The organism is Actinoplanes sichuanensis, from assembly GCF_033097365.1.
Taxonomy (GTDB): Bacteria; Actinomycetota; Actinomycetes; order Mycobacteriales; family Micromonosporaceae; genus Actinoplanes; species Actinoplanes sichuanensis.
Map to the genome: position 1 here is coordinate 3,982,227 of NZ_AP028461.1, position 19,218 is coordinate 4,001,444.

Sequence of the window (19,218 nt, forward strand, 5' to 3'; positions counted from 1 at the left end):
GTCGGCGCTCCTTCAGTGCACGGCGTATTCGGGGCTGCCCAGGCCGAGGGCGAGTAGCCGCTGCGGGTCCTTGGCCGCGTCGAGCGCGGCCCGGGTGCCCGCGGTCCAGGCGTCCACGACCAGCAGGTCGGCCAGTGCGTCGATCCGGTCGGGTCCGGTGAGCCGGTCGGCGGCGGGGGCCAGGGTGGCGAGGTGCTGGGCGGCGCGGAGGCGGGCCAGGGTGGTGGCGGTGGTGAGCCACTCCCGGTCGGACGGCCAGCCACCGACCGACGGCGGCCGCAGCGGAAGCTGGCCGAGTTGCCGCAGTGTCGTGAGCAGGCGCTGCTGCTGTTCGACCTTCAGTCCGGCGACGTCGATGTCGAGCTGGCGTAGCGCGCCGACCAGCCATTCGACGGGTTGTTTGACCAGTCGTCCGGTGGTGGCGGGGAACTCCGGGTCCCGGCACACGGCTCGCAGCAGTGCGGTGGTGTCGCGGCCGGCGGCGGTGATCCGGGCGGTCGCGGCGGGTGTCGGGCCGGGTTCGGCGGCGTAGCGGGCCCACAGTCGTCCGGCCAGGAACGGCAGGTGGGCGTCGTGCTGGACGAGTCGGTCGGCGTACGCGTCGACGTCCCAGGTCGCGGTGCGGCCGAGCAGGCGGACCGGCCGGTCGTCGTGCCGCTTGGCGACCAGGGTGGCGGCGCCGGTGTTCCGGTCGACCTGCCAGCCGGTGAGGACCCGGGCGCCGGCTTTGACGTCGTCCTCGGTGTAGGCGCCCAGGCCGAGGGTGAACAGTTCCATCAGCTCGCGGGCCAGGTTCTCGTTGGGGGCGCGGCGGGTGTTCTTCTGCCCGTCGAGCCAGAGGATCAGTGCGGGGTCGCGCAGCATGGCCCGCACGAGTGGCCCGGTGTCGCCTGTTCCGTACCGCCGCAGGGTTTGTTGTTGGGTCAGCATGAGCTGCGCCGAGCGGACCTTGCGGGAGCTGGTCGCCCAGTGCCCGTGCCAGAAGAAGGTGAGTTTCTCGGCCGCACCCGGCCCGGCCATTCGGGCCAGCCACCAGCGGGTCAGCTCCGCGACCTGGTCGTTCTGTGTGCGGCGTGCTTCCCGGCGCTGTTCGCGGTCGGCGCCGGTGGCCAGTCGCGACATCGGGTCGGGGCCCAGCTCGGGTGGCGTCGGTGGCGGCGCCGGGCGCAGCAGCCGGTCGAGGGTGGCGTCGTGGCCGGCGCGTACGGCCGCGTCGACCTCGGCCGACGTCGGCCCGAACGTGAGGCGGCGGAGCAGATGGGCCATCACCCGGCGGTCGGTCATGCGAGCCAACGTAGGTAGTCGATGTAAGGCTTCGGTAAAGACACCATCCGATTGGCGTACGAACGATGGGCGGAGGATTCCGATGACGTACGGACCGGTGATGGCGGCGGCCTACGACCGGGGGCGGGGGCTTCGTGCCGGTGACGTGGTGAGGTGGATGGCCGCGGCCGGACCGTTCCTGCCGTCCGGTGGGGGCCGGATCCTCGATCTCGGTGCCGGGACCGGCCGGTTCAGTGCCGCTCTGGCGCGGTTCAGTGGTGCCCGGGTGGTGGCGTGTGAGCCGTCGGCGGCGATGCGGGCGCGGTTTTCGGGGGCGGGGATGGTCGGCGGCGCGGCGGAGGCGATGCCGTTTCGGGCCGGGGTGTTCGACGCCGTGTGGGCGTCGCAGGTGGTCCATCATGTCCGGGATCTGCCGGCGTTGGCGGCGGGTCTGGGTCGTGTGCTGCGGCCGGGTGGGCATCTGTTGCTGCGGGGTGGTTTCGGTCCGCCGGAGGAGCTTCCGCTGACCCGGTATTTTCCGCTCGCGTGGGCGGCGGGCAGTCCGGCGCTACTGGCGCTGGAGCGGATCGCCGTCGTGTTGGCCGGCGGGGGTCTCGGGATGGTGGAGCGTGTTCAGGTCGAGCAGACGTTCGCCGAGGACGCCGCCGAACTGGTGGCGAAGGCCGCGTCCCGGTCGTTGAGTCCGCTGGCCGGCCTGCCTGATCCGGTGTTCGAGCAGGGGCTGTCGCAGCTGCGCCGGGACGCCGCCGAGGGCCGGATCCGCGGGCCGATCGTGGAGCGGCTGGATCTGGTGATCTTCCAGCGGCGGCGGAACTGATCGACGGCGGCGAGTATTCGTCGGCGCCGTAAGGCATAGTATGCGTAACCCTCTCCCCCACCGGAGTCGCGACCATCCCCCATATGGGAGCGCTCCCGATCCCCAGAAGGAACCATCCCCATGTCTCGAACACGGAAAGTGCTGACCGCGGCCGCGGTAGCCCTGGCCGCCGTCGGCGGTTCGGTAGCGGTCGCGCTGCAGGCCAGCGCCGCCGCCGGCTGTCGGGTCGACTACACGGTCACCAGTCAGTGGCAGGGCGGCTTCGGCGCCGACGTGAAGATCACCAACCTCGGTGACCCGATCAGCTCGTGGACGCTGGCCTGGTCGTTCGCCTCCGGGCAGACCGTCGGCCAGTTGTGGAACGGCTCGTACACCCAGTCCGGGACGGCCGTCACGGTCCGCAACGTCTCCTACAACGGGTCGATCGCCACCAACGGCAGCACGTCGTTCGGTTTCAACGGCGCGTTCACCTCGACCAACCCGGTGCCGGCCGCGTTCACCCTCAACGGCACCGCCTGCACCGGCGGCGTGACCACTCCGAGCAGCTCGCCGGCGACCTCGCCGAGCAGCTCCCCCAGCAGTTCACCGAGCACGAGCACCGGTCCGATCACCGGCAGCGCGGCGCAGCTCGTCGCCGACATGGGCAAGGGCTGGAACCTCGGCAACCAGCTGGAGGCCAACGTCAACGGCGTGCCGAGCGAGACGGCCTGGGGCAACCCGGTGATCACCGGGGCGCTGATCGACCGGGTGAAGGCGGCCGGGTTCAAGACGATCCGGATCCCGGTGTCCTACCTGGGCAAGATCGGTGCCGCGCCGAACTACACGGTCGACGCCGCCTGGCTGAACCGGATCCAGGAGGTCGTCAACCTGGCCCACGACCGGGGCCTGTACGTGCTGATCAACATGCACGGCGACGGCTACAAGTCGGTCGGCGGGGCGTGGCTGATCTGCGACGCGGCCGACCAGACCACGATCAAGGCGAAATACCAGAAGGTCTGGCAGCAGGTGGCGTCGAAGTTCGCGAGCTACAGCGGACGCCTGATCTTCGAGTCGATGAACGAGAACTTCGACGGCCAATACGGCAACCCGACCCAGCCGTGCTACTCGAACATCAACGCGTACAACCAGATCTTCGTGGACACGGTACGGCAGACCGGCGGCAGCAACTCGTCGCGGTGGCTGCTGGTGCCGGGCTGGAACACCAACATCGACCACACCGTGGGCAGCGGGTTCGTACTGCCGACCGACCAGTACCGGTCGTCGTCGATCCCGGCCGCCGACAAGCGGATCATGATCTCGGTGCACTACTACGACCCCTGGGACTTCACCGGTACCGAGAGCGGCGCCATCACCCAGTGGGGCCCGAACGCCACCGACGCGTCGAAGAAGTCGACCTGGGGTCAGCAGGACTTCATGGACGCGCAGCTGAAGAAGATGTACGACAAGTTCGTCGTCAACGGCTACCCGGTGTTCGTCGGTGAGTACGGCTCGATCGACAAGACGTCGGCCGACTCGACGAACAACAGGTACCGGGCCGACTACGCGCGGACCATGGTGGCGACCGCGAAGAAGTACGGCGCGGCCACCGCGTACTGGGACAACGGCTACAACGGCCAGTACGGCTTCGGGCTGTTCGACCGCAGCTCGGCGACGGTGACGCAGCAGAGCATCATCGACGCGATCATGAGTTCCTGACCGGAGAGGGGCACCCGCCGCGTGGCGGGTGCCCCTTTTCTACTGTGTACGCATGGACGGGTCCGGATGGGTGCCACTACGACCGGACGACGACTTCGTCCCCCAACTGCTCGCCGCGTCCCGAGCCCGTCGCGGCCTGGACTGCGCGGGCGCCGAGATCGACGCCGCCGAGGTACGGGCGGCCCTTCTCGCCTCTGACGATGCCGACCCGTTCGGGCTGCGGCTGGGCGACGCGCGAATCACCGGCCGGCTCGACCTGCGGACGTGCACCGTGCCCGTTCCGGTGCATTTCGAGTCGTGCGACTTCACCGAGCGGGTCAACATGCAGGGCGCCCACCTGCACGAACTGGTGATCGTCAGCGATACCGCGGCGAGCCGGGCCCACGTACTCCCTGGTCTTGTCGCTTCCGGGACCCGGATCGACAAGAACCTGATCCTGTCCGGCATGGTGATCAACGGCGACGTCGCGACCAGGGCGAGCAGCGGCCGGCCGGCGTGTCTCTGGCTGACCGACGCCGACATCGGCGGCAGCCTCGTCGCCGTCGGCACGCAGCTGCTGCCACCGACCGGCCGGGCCGTGCACGCCGACCGGATCCGGGTGGCCGGCAACATCAGGCTGGGCGAAGGCTTTAGGGCCACAGGTGAGCTGCGGATGCCGGCGATGCATCTGGGTGGCTCGTTCGGCGTGATGGGCGCCGACCTGATCCCGAACGACGGGCGCGCGCTGGACCTGACCGAGGCCACCATCAACGGCAGCGTGTTCCTGATGAACTCGCCGGGCATCGGCCGGCGCTGCCGGGTCGGCGGCCGGATCGAGATGAGCCACGCCACGATCCGCGGTGCGCTGCTGATCCGCAACGCCGACTTGACCGCCCCGCCGGCCGGTGGCGGTGAGGATTTCTACAACGTCGAATCCGACACCGAACGGACGTTTCTACTGGCCCCGAGGCTGACCGTGCACGGCACGTTCCGGGTCGAGGGCGACACCGTGATCCGCGGCGGGATCGTCCTGCACGGAGCTCAGCTCGACGGTGGGGTGAAACTGGCCGGGGCGCTCTGGAACCCCGATGATTCCGCCCTCGACCTGACCCAGGCCGCGCTGAGCGGCTTCGATGCCGGCGGCGTCTCGATCGAGGGCACGATTCGGCTCGGCAGCGCACGGATCAACGGCCTGCTCCGGCTGGAGAACACGACGTTCACCAAACCCCGCCGCCAGCGGTGCGTGTCCGCGGTCAATCTCACCGTCACCGGCGACGTGCAGCTACGCGGCCTGTCCGCCGTCGGTGGTTCGCTGGCGTTCCGGGGCGCCTCGATCACCGGGGTCCTCAACGCCGAGAACGCGTTCGTCAGCAACCCGGGTGGGCCGACGGTGAGCCTGCACATGGCCCAGGTGACCGGCAACGTCAGGTTGTGCCGCGGGTTCCGGTCGATCGGGCGGGTGGTGCTGACCAGGGCCGTGATCGGTGGTCGGCTGCGGGCCGACGGGGCGACGCTGACCTGGAAGGACGGCGAGACGCCGAGCCTGCGCGGGACGGCGATCGACGCCAACTCGGCGGTCGTCCGGGGCGGGGTGAACCTGGGCTGGCGGATCGTCGCCGGTGCGGTCAACTTCGCCGGGGCGAGCACGTCGTATCTGGCCGACCGGCCCGACCAGGACTGGCCGGCCGACTCCTACGTCGGCGGATTCGCCTATGAGCGGTTCGAGGCGGTCGAGTGGCCGGGCGAGGCGGTGTGGGATCCCGATGTCCGGATCGCCTGGCTGGCCCGGATGACCCGGTACGACCCGCGGGCCTGGGAACATCTGGCGGCGGTGCTGCGGACCGCCGGTGACGTCGACGGCGCGGAGTCGGTGCTGGTGGCGCAGCGCCGGCGGGCCCGGGCGCTGCGGACCGGGCGGCGGCGGTTCTTCGACGTGCTGCAGGACGTCACCGTGCGGTACGGGTTCCGGCCGCAGCGGGCGCTGTATCTGCTGGTGGCGCTGATCGCGGCGGTCACCGCCGGGCTGAGTCTGCCCGGGGTGCAGGCGCAGATGCGGGCGACCGATCAGAACGCGCTGGTGTTCACCACGTCCGGGGCACAGCCGCTGCCGGACGAGCATCTGCCACCGGGTGCGTGCGGCAACGGCAAGGTCCGCTGCCTGAGCCCGTTCTTCTACGCGGTGGACACGGTGGTTCCGCTGATCGACCTGCATCAGCGGTCGACGTGGTATCCGGTGGCGGAGCGGGACGGCGTACTGCTGGAGTGGTTGTTGAATCTCTGCACGATCCTCGGTTGGATCGCCTCGACCGTTTTCGCGGTGTCCTTCACCCGGCTCGGCCGAGCGAGCTGACCTGGGGTCTTCTCAGGGGCCTCCGCCGAGGAGGTAGCGGAACGGCTCGCCGAGGCATGAGCAGTTCCGCCACCGGTTCTCATCTCCGGTCGGGTGACAGTGGACCGGAGAGTGCCGTGCTCTCCCGCGGCGTGTCCGGGGTTGCGGGGTCCCGGACGGCCGAGCACGCGACGAACAGTCCGAGGGCGAAGCCGATCAGTACGCAGAGCGCGGCCATCCGGGCCAGCGAGGAGAAGTCGACCCAGACCTTCATCTGGCACCTCGTTCGGGTTGCGGGAGACGGTGGGAACGGCTGCTAACCTGACGCATAACGATGCCTTTCTTGGCCGACGAGCCGGAGGGTGTCCCGGCTGGGCCGATGTAACGGCATCGGCCCAGCACTGTGATCGCCGGACGACGCGTGTCCCGCGCCTCAGGGCGGCTGACGAATCCCCCCCCCCCCCCCCCGAACAACCTGTTTTCACCCGGCAACTCGATGGTGCTGTGTATGTTGGCAATTGCCAACTAGCAGCTGCCAAGTTGGCAAGACCACGGTTCGTACCATCTGAAACGACCGACTCGGAGGTGAGTCATGCCTGGCGATCCGGGACCCATGGTTCGCCGACGGCAACTCAGCGCACTCCTGCGCCAGTACCGCCTCGCGGCCGGCATGTCCGTCAAAGAGGTCGCCGAGCAGATGTACGAGGCCTCCTCGAAGATCACCCGCATCGAGAAGGGGCAACGCCTCGCGACCGTCCGCGACATCGTGGATCTCTGCCGAATCTACGGCTTGCCCGCCGAGACCCGAGACCACCTGACGGAACTCGCCAAAGGCAGCCGAGAACGACAGTGGTGGCAACGCCCGGACATCAACCTCCCCACCCAGACCTACATCGGCATGGAGAGGGCAGCCACATCGATCTTCTCTTACCAACTCGCGGTCTTTCCCGGACTACTGCAGACGCCGGACTACGCCGACGCAGTCCTACTCACCTGGTTCCCCGACCCGGACAAGCGAAGAGAACTCGTCGCCGCCCGGATGAGGCGACAGGCGATCCTCCAACGACCTGACCCACCAGAGCTCCAGGTGGTGCTCGACGAGGCAGTCATCCGACGAATGGTCGGTGGGCCGCAGGTCTTCCACGATCAGTTGGCGCACGTCATAGACCAAGCTCTTACCGGAGGCTGTGACCTCCGGATCGTTCCTTTCAGCGCCGGGTCGCACCAAGGGATCAAGAACAGCTTTACGGTTCTCCAATTCGGCGACATCACCTCTCCTGCTGGTGATGCACTCCTCTCGGGGATCGTCTGGCTCGAGTTGAGCGACGGCGAAAAGGCTCTCGACGAAGGCGACGACGTCACGTTCCATATGTCCCAATTCGCAAAAATCAGGGCACAGGCGCTGACCTCGGAAGAATCCCTCACCCTTCTCCGAACCACGGCCGCAGGCGTCTGAGGCCGAGCTCCAAATCGAGTGGGAGAATCAAAATGCAGCAAGTGTCCTCAGTCAACGTCGACTGGCGCGCCTCATCGTTCTGTGACCACATCAACTGCGTCGAGGTGGCTGTGATCGGCGGGGCGATCGCGGTCCGGAACTCGAAGGACCGCAGCGGTACCGTTCAGATGTACTCACCTGAGGAGTGGACCGCGTTCCTGGACGGCATCACGAACGGCGACTTCGACTTCTCGTCGTAGCCGCCACACCGGAACGGCTGCTCATCCGTGGGCCGTTCCACCTACCCGCTCGTGTTAGCGTCCGGGCCCGTGGACATCAGCACCGTGGTCTTCGATCTCGGCGGTGTGCTCTGCCGCTATCAGCCGCAGCTACGGCTTCGAGAACTCTCACGGATCTCCGGCCGGGCGCCCGAGGAAGTCCACCGGATCCTCTACGGCAGCGGCTTCATCGCCGAGACCGAGGCCGGTTCCTGGAGCGCTGCGGAGATCGCCGCCGAGATCGGGACACGACTGGGGCACCCGATGGACCGGGCCGCGTTGGAAACCGCCTGGCTGGCCTGCTTCCCGCTGGACGAGGCGGTCATCGACCTGGCCGGGCGGGTGGCGCGTCGACACCGCACCGCCATTCTCACCAACAACGACCCGCTCCTGCGGGAGGCGCTGCTCGGTGCCCATCCGGAGTGGGAGCACCTTTTCGGTGACATCGTGTTCTCCGCCGACATCCACGCGGTCAAACCGTCGGCGGAGGCCTTCGATCGAGCTCTGTCGATCATGGACGTCGAGCCATCCGTCGTGCTCTTCGTCGACGATTCGGAGGCCAACGTCGCCGGAGCACGGAACGCGGGACTGTCCGCGGTCCGGTTTCGGGACGCCGCGCAGCTGGCCGCCGACCTGGCCGAACACGGGCTGCTCAGCCCGTGACGTCGGCGCCGGACGCGGTCACCAGACCGGTCTCGTAGGCGACCACCACCAGTTGGGCTCGGTCTCGGGCGTTCAGCTTGGTCAGCAGACGGCCCACGTGCGATTTCACCGTGGCCAGGCTCAACCTCAGGTGCGTGGCGATGTCGGTGTTGGACAGCCCGCGGGCGATCAGGGTCAGGGTTTCGCGTTCGCGATCGGTCACCCCCTCAAGACGACGGTGGAAGATCTGGGACGGACGCGGCTGGGACCCGAACGCGGCGATCAGGCGCCGGGTCACACTCGGAGCCAACAGGGCCTCACCGGCCGCGATCACCCGGATGGCGGCCACCAGCTCGGCGGCGGTGCTGTCCTTGAGCAGGAAGCCACTGGCGCCCGCACGCAACGCACCGTAGATGTACTCGTCCAGGTCGAACGTGGTCAGGATCAGCACCCGAACCCCGGCCGCCTGGCGGCAGATCTCCGCGGTGGCCTCGATGCCCGTCAGGTCGGGCATGCTGATGTCCATCAGGACCACATCAGGGCACTCGGCCAGCGTCAGCGAAACCGCTTCCCGGCCGGTGCCGGCCTCCCCGACCACGACCATGCCGGGCGTGGCCTCCAGCAGGATCCGGAAGCTGTCACGCAGCAGCGCCTGGTCTTCGGCGATGAGCACACGGATCGGGTCGGTCACGGCCGCTCCTTCCCCGCCGGGCGATACGGAATGTGCGGTCACGACCACTCCTGCTCCGCCGTGCCATACGGGATGTGCGCGGTCACCGCGAATCCGCCGCTCTCCCGCGGCCCGGCCTGCAGGGTGCCGCCGTAGGCGGTGACCCGCTCCCGCATCCCGCGCAACCCGTGACCACCGTCTTCCGTGGTCACCATGGCGGTCCCGCTGTCGGCGACCGGCACCCGGGTGGTCCCGTGGTCGGTCACCCGCACCGGGGCGACGCCGTCGTCGACCACCCGCACCCTGGAGATGCCGTGGTCGGTCACCCGCACCGAGGCGACGCCGTTGTCGACCACCCGTACCGTGACCGATCCCGGAACTGCCTGGACGTCGACCGAACACCTGGTGGCTTGGGAATGACGGACCACGTTGGTCAGCGCCTCCTGAACGATCCGGTAGACGGTGAGGCGCACCGCCGGTGGCGTGGTCGTCTCGCCGCTGATCTGCGCATCCACCCGAACCCCGGCCTGTTCGGTGCGGCGCGTGAGCGTCCGCAGATCCTGATCGGCCTCGTCATGGTCGACGCGGAGCACACCCACGGCACGGCGGATCTCGACCAGCGCCTCCCGGCTCGCGGTCTCGATCACCTCCAGGGCCGCCGAACCCTCCTCCGGCCGCACGGCGGACACATGCCGGGCCACGCTGGCCTTCATCGCGATCATGCTGAGACTGTGCGCCACGATGTCGTGCATGTCGCGGGCGATCCGCAGCCGCTCCTCGGTGACCGCACGGGCCGTGCGCTCCTGGAAGGCCCGCTCAGCAAGATGCCTGCGACGGCGAACGAACCAGCCGGTCAGCCACGAAACGGCGACCACCGACCCGGCGACCAGCGGCGCCACCGGCCACCACAGCCCGAGCACGGCAGCCCCACCGAGCCCGGCAGCCAGCGCCGGAACCGACCGGGACGGCGGCCGACGCACCGCAGCCGTGTACTGCGTCAGGGCCACGGCCGCGCACAACCCGGGTGCGGCGAACCCGGGGATCACATCGTCGATCAGAACGGCGGCGGAGGCGGCGAGCGTCACCGCCGCGGCGGGCAGCGGCCACCGGCCGCGGACCGCGACCCCGGCCGCGACGACACCGATCAGAAGCCACTGCCACCAGGCGTGCGGACCGGTCTCCAGCGCCGCGACGCCACACATCAGCAGAACGGCGACGGCTGCCGCCGCGTCGACTGTCCACCCCCGTGCCGCAATCATGAGGCGAACGCTACCGGCGGGGGCCGCGGTTGCCATCCGACCCAGGTCTGTCAGTCTCGGGTATCAGTCGGTTGCTCCCGTGGCCCGATGTGCCACACCCCGGGCCGGCGGCAGAGTCCAGGCATGCTCACCGCGACGACCGACAGACTCGGCGGAGTGTCCCTGATCGCCGGGCCGCTGCTCCTGCTGACCGGCACACTCCTACGACTCGGGGTGCCGTTCTTCTATCCCGACCAGCTCGCCGCCTACCAGCGACAACCCACGCTGATCGGCACCTCGTACGCCCTCTTCCTGACCGGAACCATCGCCCTGTGGCCCGGAGTCGTCGCCGTCGCCGCCCGGATCGGCGCCAGCCGGCCGGGCTGGGCCGTGTGGGGCGGCACCCTGGTGATGTTCGGCCTGTTCGCCCGCACCTTCCACTACGGCGTCAACACGTTCGTGTTCTCGCTGGCCGACAGCGCCGGGCTGGACACGGCCACCCGGGCTGTCGGCGCCTACTACGCCTATCCGGAGTGGTTGGTGTCCAGCCTCAGCCTCGCCGTGATGACCGGCTGGATCGTCCTCGCGGTCGGTGGCTACCTGTCCGGCGCCCTGCGACCGGTGTCAGCGGTCGCCCTGGCGTTGACGTCCGGCCTGATGATCGGGGTCCTCAAGGGAAGCACCTGGGCGTCGGTCGTGCAGGTGGCCGGGTTGACCGTGGCGTTCGTGCCGCTCGGTGTCCGGCTGCTGCGCGACGCCGGCCGCCCGTCCCTGCGGTCCGTGTTGCTGGTCGTGCTGTTCGCCGCGGGTTCGGTCGTCCTCGGACGGCTGGGGTGACTACGCCGTACCGGCCGGCTGCGGCAGTGCGGCCACCAGGTCGTGGTCGCGCGGTAGCGGCCCGATCCGGGCAGCCCCACCCGGCGTGCCGAGATCGTCGAAGAACTCGGCGTTGACCGCCTCGTAGGCCTTCCATTCCGGCGGCAGGTCGTCTTCGTAGAAGATCGCCTCGGCGGGGCAGATCGGCTCGCAGGCCCCGCAGTCGATGCACTCGTCGGGGTTGATGTAGAGCATGCGATCGCCTTCGTAGATGCAGTCGACGGGGCATTCGTCGACGCAGGCCTTGTCCTTGAGGTCCACGCAGGGCAGAGCGATCACATAGGTCATGCCGTCGAAGGCTAGGACCTCAACCAGGGTTCAACTCAAGCTTCCAGGGAGTCGCCTTTGCGATTTGTGAAGGTCCCGTCGAACGCGCATCCCAGCAGGCCGGTTTTCCGATCCTGCTCACGGTGCGGATCGCCGTGATCAAGTAGGACGTGCCCGCCGGCGCAGCCGTACGGGAGCACCGCAGGGCGGCCCACGGGGAGCTCCGCAGGTGGCGGGCCGAGAGGCACATCGTCCGCCGATGGGACGCAGGCGCTTGGCGCGATACCTGCACGCCGTTTGATGCAGTACCGCATATGCCCTTGGCCGAAAGCTTTGATCCGTGGTCCCGTTCGAATGCCCTGCGACCTCCCCTGCGGGTCTGGCCAGGAAGCCTCTCGCAAGCGGTAACACCTGGGACGCAGTGCCCCCTGCGGCTGTCTGCCGGGCTACGGTCATGGCCTGCCTCGCGAGTCTTCGCGTCGAGGCCTTCAGGACAGGCGCGTCCAAGATCGGAATGAGATGAAGCCCGGGCCACACCAGCTACAGCTCCATGAGGTATTTCGGACCCCTCAACGCGACCGCGGCGTACCCGTGCTCGACGGTCATCGCAACATCTACGTCGTGACCGGTGGCCGAGACCGGGAGATACCCCTCGGGCGCGGCATCAACCCGATGGCCGACTCCCGACGGACCGGTTACGTCCCTGCTGTTCTCTTGTCTTCCAGCCCGTGGAAGGCCGGTTCGGAGTCGACACCTTGGCACGACGTCTTCGACCTGCAGACCGGCCGCGTCCGGTATTTCGGTGATGCCAAGCCGGGGAGCTCCGTGCAGGCGGAGAAGGAACTCGGTAACGCCGCGCTCCTGACCGAGTTCACCTTCCATCGAGGTTCGACCGAGGCCGAACGGATGCGTGCGACACCACTGATCGTGTTGCGAGCGGTGAGCCGCAATGGCGTGGACAAGGGCTACCGGGAGTTCTGCGGGATCGGTGTGCTGCAGCGTGTCGAACGCGTGGTGCAATGGGACGCGCCTACGGCGCGATCATTCACGAACTTCGCATATGACATCATTTTGCTCGATCTGTCCGACGAGGACGAGCTCTTCGACTGGTCTTGGATCAACATGCGTGCCGAGGTCGGCGGGCCGGCGGCCCTTTCACGGGCACCGCAGGCGTGGCGTCGATGGGTCGCCGACGGCGACCGGGTTCTACCCAAGATTCAACGCCGTGTGGCCACGTTCACGACACGCCGCAAAAATGATCAACTACCGACACCCGGCAGCGCAGAGCACAAGGTTCTCATGCAGGTGTACGAGAGATTCGCAACGAACAAGCACGCTTTCGAGTCGCTGGCTTCCATGATCGTCGGGCGGATTCTGGCGGGCTCCGGAACCGCCTACATCGACGGCTGGATCACCAAGGCGTCCGGGGACAACGGCATCGACTTCGTATCACGGCTCGACGTCGGCAACGGGGCCACCAGTGTGAAACTCGTCGTCTTGGGACAGGCGAAATGCGTCAGCCCGACCGGTTCTTCGATATCGGCCGGGGACCTGGCCCGCGTGGTCGCCAGACTCCGCCGCGGGTGGCTCGGCGCCTATGTCACTACTGCCACCTACACCGAGCCGGCACAACGAGAACTCATCACCGACGAATACCCCATACTGCTCGTCGATGGCATGACCCTCGCCGGCGAGGTCCGCCGCCTCGCTGCAGAGACATACGGCGGCAGCATCGACAGACTCCTCGACCACGTCCTCAACACTCATGACGATGCGATCGAGGCCAGAAGGCCCGAGGAGATCCTGACCATCGACGGCACCTACCCCCACGGGACCTCGATCTGACGGTCGGGGCGCTGCGACTTCCAATACGACACGCCCGGCGGTAGACGGCGAGACGTTCGTGGCAGACCTGGGTTGCGAACGGTTGCGTTGTGATGGTGACGAGAGCACGGGATGAAATGGCAAGCGGCGGCGCCGGTTCGCCCGACCTCAACGCGATGCCGGCCGTCAACGGCAGCCGTCCTGCCGGGACTGAGGGTCGGATCAGTTGGATTCGGCTCCACGCACATGGACCGACGTGCCGACGTCAGTGGGTCCTGCACCATCCTCTTGGTGGGCGTTCATGGCCGAAGCGATCATTCCGAGCCGTGGACCTTGCACCGTAGCCTCCTCTCCGTGACGGCACCATCCTTCGTTGACGACCTACTCGCCTGGCGCACCCTCGAAAAGAAGACGGTGAACAGGCTCGGCCGACCTTACGCTCCCAATTGTGCAGACGTTGACAATTGCGACATCGCTGACTATATCTACGCTGGCCGTAAGGTTGCGCGGATCAAACCATCGGGCCAGAACATGGGCACCGACCTCGAAGAGCTGGTCCTCGAAGACCTCATTCCGCGGGTTCGCCGACTGGACCCCCGTAGATCTTGGGACGGAGCCCGCAAGCGGAAGGTTTCGGACTTCACCCAATACAGCCATCTCAAGGTACTGGACCGCCGCATGAAAGAGGACCTCGTATTGAGGACTGAATTCGGGCGGGAATACACGATCAAGCCCGACATCACCATCGGGTCGGGGACATCTTCCGAACTTTTCCTGCATGCGGTCATCTCGGTCAAGTGGAGCATGCGAAACGATCGCGTTCAGAATGTGCGCCCAGAAGGTGCCCTACTGTCACGTCACCGACGAGGACGTCCGCCGCATTTCGTGGTGGTCACGACCGAACCTCTGCCGACAAGGATCGCAGCCATCGCCATGACTACCGGCGAAGTCGACTCCGTTTATCACGTCATGTTCGACGAGATGGAGGAGGCGGTGAAGGAGGTCGGCTCGAAGGAGCAGCGGGCACGGTGGAAAGAGCTCGTCACACAGGGGCGAGTACGCGATTACAACACCTTGCCTGAGGTTTTGACGACGACCTGAGGCGTTGCGGATGGGGCGAGAGTCGAACTCGCACGGGTGTTACCCCCAACGGTTTTCGGGACCGCGGCCGGCGCCCATCGGCTGGCCCATCCTTGGTTTTTCTCCCGCCGCCCATCGACGGGAGAAAAGAGCCGATGCCCGGACTTGAACCGGGTGCCTTCGACTTACGAGGTCGACGCTCTACCTGGTGAGCTACATCGGCGTGGTGCGTGATCCTGGTCGGGCTCGAACCGACGATCTCCTGGTTGAGGGCCAGGTGAGCTTTGCCTACAGCTCCACAGGACCGGAAAGTGAAACAGAAAAAGCCGCCTTCCCGAGATCGGGAGGCGGCGTCGAAGCCGGGCGCTAGATGCGCCTCCCGAAAGGAGGGGATGATTCCGAGCGGTACGTCGACTCAGAGCGGTACATCGAGAACTCCCTTCCGTTCGTCTGGTGAAAGCAACACTAGGGACGGCGCGACGCCGCCGCAATTTGTTTTCGACGACGTCAGAACGTGGCGATCGGGTTGACCGGGCTGCCGGAGGTGCCGGCGAACCGGATCGGGGCGACGGTGAACTGGAAGTCCCACTGGCCGAGTTCGGCGGCGGTCGCGGCGCACGCTTCGAGGTCGCAGTTGTCGACCAGCCACAGGCCCATGGCGACCAGACCGACCGCGTGTACCGGCATGAGCACCTGGTCGTACCCGGAAGGTTGAACGTCCTGTGGGGTGTCGGCGCCGATCACGGCGACGCCGCGTTCGTGGAGCCAGGGCAGGCAGGAGGCGTGCCAGCCTGCTTGGGTGACGCTCCAGGCGTACCCCTGCTCGTGCCGGAATCGGCCGTAACCGGTGCGCAGCAGCACCGCGTCGCCGGGCCGGACCTGGACGCCCTGGCGGCGTTCGGCCGCTTCGAGGTCGGCCGGGTGCACGGCCTCCCCCGGTTCCAGCCAGGACACTCCGCGGGTGGCGGCCACGTCGAGGAGGACACCGCGGGTGACGATGCCGTCGGCGGCGGCGGTGACGGTACCCCACGCCGATCCGGTCCGCGGGTCGACGAGGGTGTGCGGCCGTCCGTTGTACATCCTGCCGTCCCAGTAGAGGTGGCACGGCGAGTCGAGGTGGGTGATGGAGTTGCCGTGGAAGGTCAGGCTCAGCCGCTCCGAGGAGAAACCCCAACGCCTGTCGGCGTGGAAGTGCGCCGGCATGTGCTCGGCGCCGGGCATCTCGGCGGCGCACGGGCAGGTGGTGGTCGAGCGTTCCATCTCCTGCGGTACGGCCACCTCCCACCCGCACGACACGCTACGGCCGTGGCGCACGGTCCGGGCGGCGGCCAGCCGGACGTCGTCGGTGATGTGGTTGAGGGTGCCGCGCTGGTCGTCGTCGCCCCAGCGTCCCCAGTTCGAGAGGGTGTCGAAGTAGCCGAGCACGTCGTCCTGGGTCGTCACGACAGCAGGGTATCCCGCCCCCGTGGGTACGAGGGCGGGATGCCGGGCCGGTCAGGCTTTCGCGAACTTCTGGGCCGCGGAGCCGTTGCAGTCCCAGATCTGCAGGCGGGCGCCGTTGGCGGTGCTGCCGCTGGGTGAGTCGATGCAGCGGCCGGACTGCGGGTTGCTGATGCTGCCGTTGCTGTTGACGACCCAGGTCTGGGCGGCGTTGCCGGTGCAGTCGTGCAGTTGCAGGACGCTGCCGTTGGCGGTGCCGCCGCCGGCGATGTCCAGGCACCGGCCGAGGGTGGCCAGTGACTGGCCGGACCAGGACCAGTGCTGGTCGCGGGCGGTCAGCTGGCAGTCCCAGAGTTGGACGACCGCGCCGTCGCCGCCGGTGTCGTCGCCCGCCACGTCGACGCACTTACCGCCGGGTGCGGCGAGGTTGGTGGCGCCGCCGTTGTAGGCGAACTTCTGCGCGCCGGAGGTGTTGCAGTCCCAGATCTGCAGGCGGGTGCCGTTGGCGGTGGCGGCGTTGGGCGAGTCGATGCAGCGACCGGACTGCGGGTTGCGGAAGGTGCCGTCGGCCTGGCTGACCCACTGCTGGCCGCCGACTCCGTTGCAGTCCCACAGTTGGAGCTTGCTGCCGCCGGCGGTGGCGTTGCCGACGACGTCGAGGCAGCGGCCGAGGGTCTGCAGGGTGCCGTTGCGCAGCGTCCAGTGCTGGTCCTTCGCCGCGGTCTGGCAATCCCACAGTTGTACGGCGGCGCCGTTCACACCGATGTCGTCACCGGCGACGTCCACACACTTGCCACCGGGTCCGGTCACGGCGTAGCCCGTGGTCGAACCGCCGCCACCACCGCCACCGCCGCCGCCGGTGAACGGCGAGAGGGTGACCCCGGCGGACGTCGGGTTGTTGGAGTAGACCAGCGACTCCTGGGCCTGGACGTCGTCGAAGGCGAACGCGTACGCCTTTCCGTCGACCATGTTCGCGTGGATGATCCGCGCGTACTGGTTGGTGGGGTTGCTCTTGTAGAAGTCGGACGCCGTACCACCCGGTTGGGTGTCGATCGTGCCGAGGGTGCCGCGGTTGAGGGCCGCGCAGAGGGTGCGCGCGATCGGGCCGACGACCAGGTCGTTGGGGGCCTGCAGGTTGCCGTCGCAGCCCCAGACGTGGGCGCTGGTCGGTTTGTTGAACGAGGCGACCTGTGCGCCGGAGCTGTTGGTGAAGACCATGGTGTTGCCCGAGGTGCGGCCGAAGTACCTGGTGTTCGGCTGGTCGCCGAACGGCACGACGGTCAAGGTCTTGCCGGTGTACGCGTTCCAGGCGCTGGTGATGTAGGAGTCGAGGTAGGTGGCGCTGAACAGGCCGGCGCCGGCCGCCTTGCCGGGTGCGAGCACGCGCAGGACGGTGCCGTCGGCGCGGGTGACGACGGTGTTCGCCCAGCCGGACTGACCGCGGATCTGGTCGATGACGTTCTGCCGGCCGTTGGCGACCACGGTGCCGGTGCTGCGGCTGCCGTCGGTTCCGGAGACGCTGACCGCGTGGGGTATGGCGAACATGTCCACCTGCGAGCTGTTGAGCCACAGGCCGGCGTCGTTGTAGGTGAACTCGCTCCAGTCGAAGAGGATGTCGTGGTTGGGGTCGCCGGAGGCCCACGGGGCGGGCTGGACCAGGCCGTCCGGGGTGAGGAAGAACTGCAGTTTCTGGCCGAGTGACATGTACATGCGGCCGGAGAAGTTGCGGGGGAACCGGACGGTGGTGCTGCCGCCGTTGCCGGGGCCGCCGATGGAGACGTCGGGGGCGGGTGAGGGCGGGAGCGAGCCGGCCGGCCAGTTGTTGAAGGTGCCGGCGCCGGTGACGTAGCCGAGGCGGCCGGTGTTCAGGTTGACGCCGATGACGTAGAGGTAGACGGCGTCGCCGCGGCCGGTGCTGTTGGTGACGGTGACCGGCAGCAGGGCCGGTCCGACGGCGGCGGCGGGTGTTGCGGTGGCGGTGGCGCCGAGAGGGATCGCCGCCAGCAGCGCGGCGAAGGCGCTTAACAACCTGTTACGTGTGGCCATGGGGACTCCAGGGGTGCGGCGGTTGTTATGGCCGGAAAGGTGCGCTGAGAGCGCTCTCAGAGCATGTCCAACGTGTTAATAGTTGTCAATGCTTACAGTGGCGTCCTGTCCCCTGAGGCCATCTGGCTCGTTTCTTCTACCCTGGCGCGATGACGCTCCGTGCCGCGCTGAGGAGAAGCACTCAGTACGCCGTGGTAACCGTGTCCCTCGCAGCCGGATTACTGGCCTGCCTGTGGATCCTGCGATTCCTGTGGCTGCTGATGATGGGAAACGAGCTGCTCACCCTTCCACCCGAATCACGGACACCGGACCTGCCGCCCGGGGCGACCATCGTCGCGGAGGGCATGGGGTGCGGATCCGGCGGATGCTGGCGGGAGATCACCGTCGCACCGGCGGCCGGGCAGTCACCGGAAGACCTCGCTCGAGAGATGAACCTCGCCGAGGCGCAGCACCAGTCCCCGACACTCTTCGATCCGGGATTCGTCGACGTGTGGGCTAATCCCCGAAACGGTCAGTTGGTGCTCGGAATCGCCTATCAGTGACCTGGCGGGCCATCGCCGACGGTGCCGCACTGTAGCGTCTTCTCTCGTGAGTTTCGCGGGGAGGATCAGACCGGTCATCGACCGGGTCTATGTCGGAGCCAGGGCCGGTGCCCGCGATCGGGTGCTGGCCGTCTATGCCGAGCGCGACCTGAAGCCCGGTTTCGAGAGCAGCTTCTACTTCGGGCTGCTGGCCCGCCCGATGCCGGCCGACGGGTTCGCCGCGGCCACCTCCTATCTCGGCGGCGACATGACCGCCGAACTGGAGCAGGGCGTCGCGGTCGTCGATCCGGACGGGACATGGCGGCTCACCGACCTGGGCCGGGAGGTCGCCCTGGCGGTACAACTGGCGATCGGGGACGCCGCGGCCGAACGCTGGAATCCCGGGCCACCGCTGGACGCCATGCTGCCCGGGCACGCCTCGCTGCCTCGCCTCGTCGACCTGCTGGGTCGGCTGCTCGACGCGGGGTCCGCCACCGGAGGCCCGGCCTTCCGGGCGCTGGAGCCGGTGTCCGAGCCGGTGGACGCCTCGCCGGCGGTACGCCTGACGTCCCGGCTGGGGGCGCTGCGGCACCACCGGGCCGACGCGCATCGGGCGGCGTGGCAGGCGGCCGGGCTGACCGTGCAGCAGATCAAGGAACTACCGGCCGGTCCGCAGCGGCAGGCCATCGACGCCGAGACCGACCGCCGCGACGAGCCGATCTACGACGTGCTCAGCGCGGACGAGAAGGTCGACCTCCTGGCCGGCCTCGGCGCCCTGCCCTGACCGCGGATATTCG

18 protein-coding genes and 3 tRNA genes are annotated in these 19,218 nt (G+C 68.2%); 11 read left to right on the plus strand and 10 right to left on the minus strand.

The window, feature by feature from the left end; genetic code table 11:
- Window positions 1-12: 12 nt before the first annotated feature.
- A complete protein-coding gene (locus Q0Z83_RS18295; protein WP_317795159.1) occupies window positions 13-1,284 on the minus strand; it encodes a DUF1800 domain-containing protein in 1,272 nt (423 codons plus the stop codon).
- 82 nt (window positions 1,285-1,366) lie between these two features.
- Between Q0Z83_RS18295 and Q0Z83_RS18300 the strand changes: the two genes are divergently transcribed.
- The 3 genes from Q0Z83_RS18300 to Q0Z83_RS18310 all read left to right on the plus strand — a co-directional run bounded on the left by Q0Z83_RS18300 (window position 1,367) and on the right by Q0Z83_RS18310 (window position 6,125).
- Window positions 1,367-2,101, plus strand: a complete 735-nt coding sequence (locus tag Q0Z83_RS18300) for a class I SAM-dependent methyltransferase (protein ID WP_317795160.1) — start codon at window positions 1,367-1,369, stop codon at window positions 2,099-2,101.
- 120 nt (window positions 2,102-2,221) lie between these two features.
- The gene (locus Q0Z83_RS18305; RefSeq protein ID WP_317795161.1) at window positions 2,222-3,796 is read left to right on the plus strand and encodes a cellulase family glycosylhydrolase; all 1,575 of its coding nucleotides are present in this window, start codon (window positions 2,222-2,224) and stop codon (window positions 3,794-3,796) included.
- Between the two features lie 52 nt (window positions 3,797-3,848).
- Complete coding sequence (locus Q0Z83_RS18310; protein WP_317795162.1) at window positions 3,849-6,125, plus strand: translocation/assembly module TamB domain-containing protein; 2,277 nt, start codon at window positions 3,849-3,851, stop codon at window positions 6,123-6,125.
- 79 nt (window positions 6,126-6,204) lie between these two features.
- Here Q0Z83_RS18310 and Q0Z83_RS18315 read toward each other — a convergent pair whose 3' ends face one another.
- The gene (locus tag Q0Z83_RS18315) at window positions 6,205-6,378 is read right to left on the minus strand and encodes a hypothetical protein (protein WP_317795163.1); all 174 of its coding nucleotides are present in this window, start codon (window positions 6,376-6,378) and stop codon (window positions 6,205-6,207) included.
- 318 nt (window positions 6,379-6,696) lie between these two features.
- Between Q0Z83_RS18315 and Q0Z83_RS18320 the strand changes: the two genes are divergently transcribed.
- From Q0Z83_RS18320 to Q0Z83_RS18330, 3 genes are all read left to right on the plus strand, one after another.
- Complete coding sequence (locus Q0Z83_RS18320) at window positions 6,697-7,560, plus strand: helix-turn-helix domain-containing protein (RefSeq protein ID WP_317795164.1); 864 nt, start codon at window positions 6,697-6,699, stop codon at window positions 7,558-7,560.
- A 41-nt stretch (window positions 7,561-7,601) separates the two neighbouring features.
- Window positions 7,602-7,799, plus strand: coding sequence for a DUF397 domain-containing protein (locus Q0Z83_RS18325; protein ID WP_317795165.1), 198 nt, complete (start codon window positions 7,602-7,604; stop codon window positions 7,797-7,799).
- Between the two features lie 69 nt (window positions 7,800-7,868).
- A complete protein-coding gene (locus Q0Z83_RS18330) occupies window positions 7,869-8,480 on the plus strand; it encodes an HAD family hydrolase (protein ID WP_317795166.1) in 612 nt (203 codons plus the stop codon).
- Here the strand turns inward: Q0Z83_RS18330 and Q0Z83_RS18335 are convergent.
- Window positions 8,470-9,150 carry a response regulator gene (locus tag Q0Z83_RS18335; RefSeq protein WP_317795167.1) on the minus strand — a complete coding sequence of 227 codons (681 nt, stop codon included), beginning with the start codon at window positions 9,148-9,150 and terminating at the stop codon, window positions 8,470-8,472. The two genes, Q0Z83_RS18330 and Q0Z83_RS18335, sit on opposite strands and share 11 nt — an antisense overlap.
- 38 nt (window positions 9,151-9,188) lie before the next feature.
- Window positions 9,189-10,388, minus strand: coding sequence for a sensor histidine kinase (locus Q0Z83_RS18340; RefSeq protein WP_317795168.1), 1,200 nt, complete (start codon window positions 10,386-10,388; stop codon window positions 9,189-9,191).
- A gap of 123 nt (window positions 10,389-10,511) precedes the next feature.
- Between Q0Z83_RS18340 and Q0Z83_RS18345 the strand changes: the two genes are divergently transcribed.
- Window positions 10,512-11,204: a hypothetical protein gene (locus Q0Z83_RS18345; protein ID WP_317795169.1), complete on the plus strand. Its 693-nt coding sequence runs from the start codon at window positions 10,512-10,514 to the stop codon at window positions 11,202-11,204.
- Here Q0Z83_RS18345 and fdxA read toward each other — a convergent pair whose 3' ends face one another.
- A complete protein-coding gene (fdxA, locus tag Q0Z83_RS18350) occupies window positions 11,205-11,531 on the minus strand; it encodes a ferredoxin (RefSeq protein ID WP_317795170.1) in 327 nt (108 codons plus the stop codon).
- Window positions 11,532-12,101: 570 nt separating this feature from the next.
- On the opposite strand from fdxA, the gene Q0Z83_RS18355 reads away from it, so the two are divergent.
- Complete coding sequence (locus tag Q0Z83_RS18355) at window positions 12,102-13,355, plus strand: restriction endonuclease (protein ID WP_317795171.1); 1,254 nt, start codon at window positions 12,102-12,104, stop codon at window positions 13,353-13,355.
- A gap of 333 nt (window positions 13,356-13,688) precedes the next feature.
- Window positions 13,689-14,435, plus strand: coding sequence for an NgoMIV family type II restriction endonuclease (locus Q0Z83_RS18360; protein WP_317795172.1), 747 nt, complete (start codon window positions 13,689-13,691; stop codon window positions 14,433-14,435).
- A 7-nt stretch (window positions 14,436-14,442) separates the two neighbouring features.
- On the opposite strand, the gene Q0Z83_RS18365 is transcribed toward Q0Z83_RS18360, so the two are convergent.
- The 5 genes from Q0Z83_RS18365 to Q0Z83_RS18385 form a co-directional block, all read right to left on the minus strand.
- Window positions 14,443-14,527, minus strand: a tRNA-Ser gene (locus tag Q0Z83_RS18365).
- A 37-nt stretch (window positions 14,528-14,564) separates the two neighbouring features.
- A tRNA-Thr gene (locus Q0Z83_RS18370) sits at window positions 14,565-14,637 on the minus strand.
- Between the two features lie 8 nt (window positions 14,638-14,645).
- Window positions 14,646-14,720, minus strand: a tRNA-Glu gene (locus tag Q0Z83_RS18375).
- 201 nt (window positions 14,721-14,921) lie between these two features.
- Entirely contained in the window at window positions 14,922-15,857 is a 936-nt protein-coding gene (locus Q0Z83_RS18380) for a cyclase family protein (RefSeq protein WP_317795173.1), read from the minus strand.
- Between the two features lie 51 nt (window positions 15,858-15,908).
- Window positions 15,909-17,900 carry a beta-1,3-glucanase family protein gene (locus Q0Z83_RS18385; RefSeq protein ID WP_317795174.1) on the minus strand — a complete coding sequence of 664 codons (1,992 nt, stop codon included), beginning with the start codon at window positions 17,898-17,900 and terminating at the stop codon, window positions 15,909-15,911.
- 149 nt (window positions 17,901-18,049) lie between these two features.
- Here Q0Z83_RS18385 and Q0Z83_RS18390 point away from each other — a divergent pair, with 149 nt between their 5' ends.
- Entirely contained in the window at window positions 18,050-18,442 is a 393-nt protein-coding gene (locus tag Q0Z83_RS18390; RefSeq protein WP_317795175.1) for a hypothetical protein, read from the plus strand.
- Window positions 18,443-18,488: 46 nt separating this feature from the next.
- Complete coding sequence (locus Q0Z83_RS18395; RefSeq protein WP_317795176.1) at window positions 18,489-19,205, plus strand: hypothetical protein; 717 nt, start codon at window positions 18,489-18,491, stop codon at window positions 19,203-19,205.
- The last annotated feature ends 13 nt before the right edge of the window (window positions 19,206-19,218 follow it).

Bases quoted from the DNA above. Each gene is read 5' to 3' on its own strand.
- Q0Z83_RS18295 (WP_317795159.1), bottom strand. From the start codon at position 1,284: ATGACCGACCGCCGGGTGATGGCCCATCTGCTCCGCCGCCTCACGTTC.
- Q0Z83_RS18345 (WP_317795169.1), top strand. From the start codon at position 10,512: ATGCTCACCGCGACGACCGACAGACTCGGCGGAGTGTCCCTGATCGCC.
- Q0Z83_RS18305 (WP_317795161.1), top strand. From the start codon at position 2,222: ATGTCTCGAACACGGAAAGTGCTGACCGCGGCCGCGGTAGCCCTGGCC.
- Q0Z83_RS18385 (WP_317795174.1), bottom strand. From the start codon at position 17,900: ATGGCCACACGTAACAGGTTGTTAAGCGCCTTCGCCGCGCTGCTGGCG.
- Q0Z83_RS18300 (WP_317795160.1), top strand. From the start codon at position 1,367: ATGACGTACGGACCGGTGATGGCGGCGGCCTACGACCGGGGGCGGGGG.
- Q0Z83_RS18390 (WP_317795175.1), top strand. From the start codon at position 18,050: ATGACGCTCCGTGCCGCGCTGAGGAGAAGCACTCAGTACGCCGTGGTA.
- Q0Z83_RS18320 (WP_317795164.1), top strand. From the start codon at position 6,697: ATGCCTGGCGATCCGGGACCCATGGTTCGCCGACGGCAACTCAGCGCA.
- Q0Z83_RS18310 (WP_317795162.1), top strand. From the start codon at position 3,849: ATGGACGGGTCCGGATGGGTGCCACTACGACCGGACGACGACTTCGTC.
- fdxA (WP_317795170.1), bottom strand. From the start codon at position 11,531: ATGACCTATGTGATCGCTCTGCCCTGCGTGGACCTCAAGGACAAGGCC.
- Q0Z83_RS18315 (WP_317795163.1), bottom strand. From the start codon at position 6,378: ATGAAGGTCTGGGTCGACTTCTCCTCGCTGGCCCGGATGGCCGCGCTC.
- Q0Z83_RS18340 (WP_317795168.1), bottom strand. From the start codon at position 10,388: ATGATTGCGGCACGGGGGTGGACAGTCGACGCGGCGGCAGCCGTCGCC.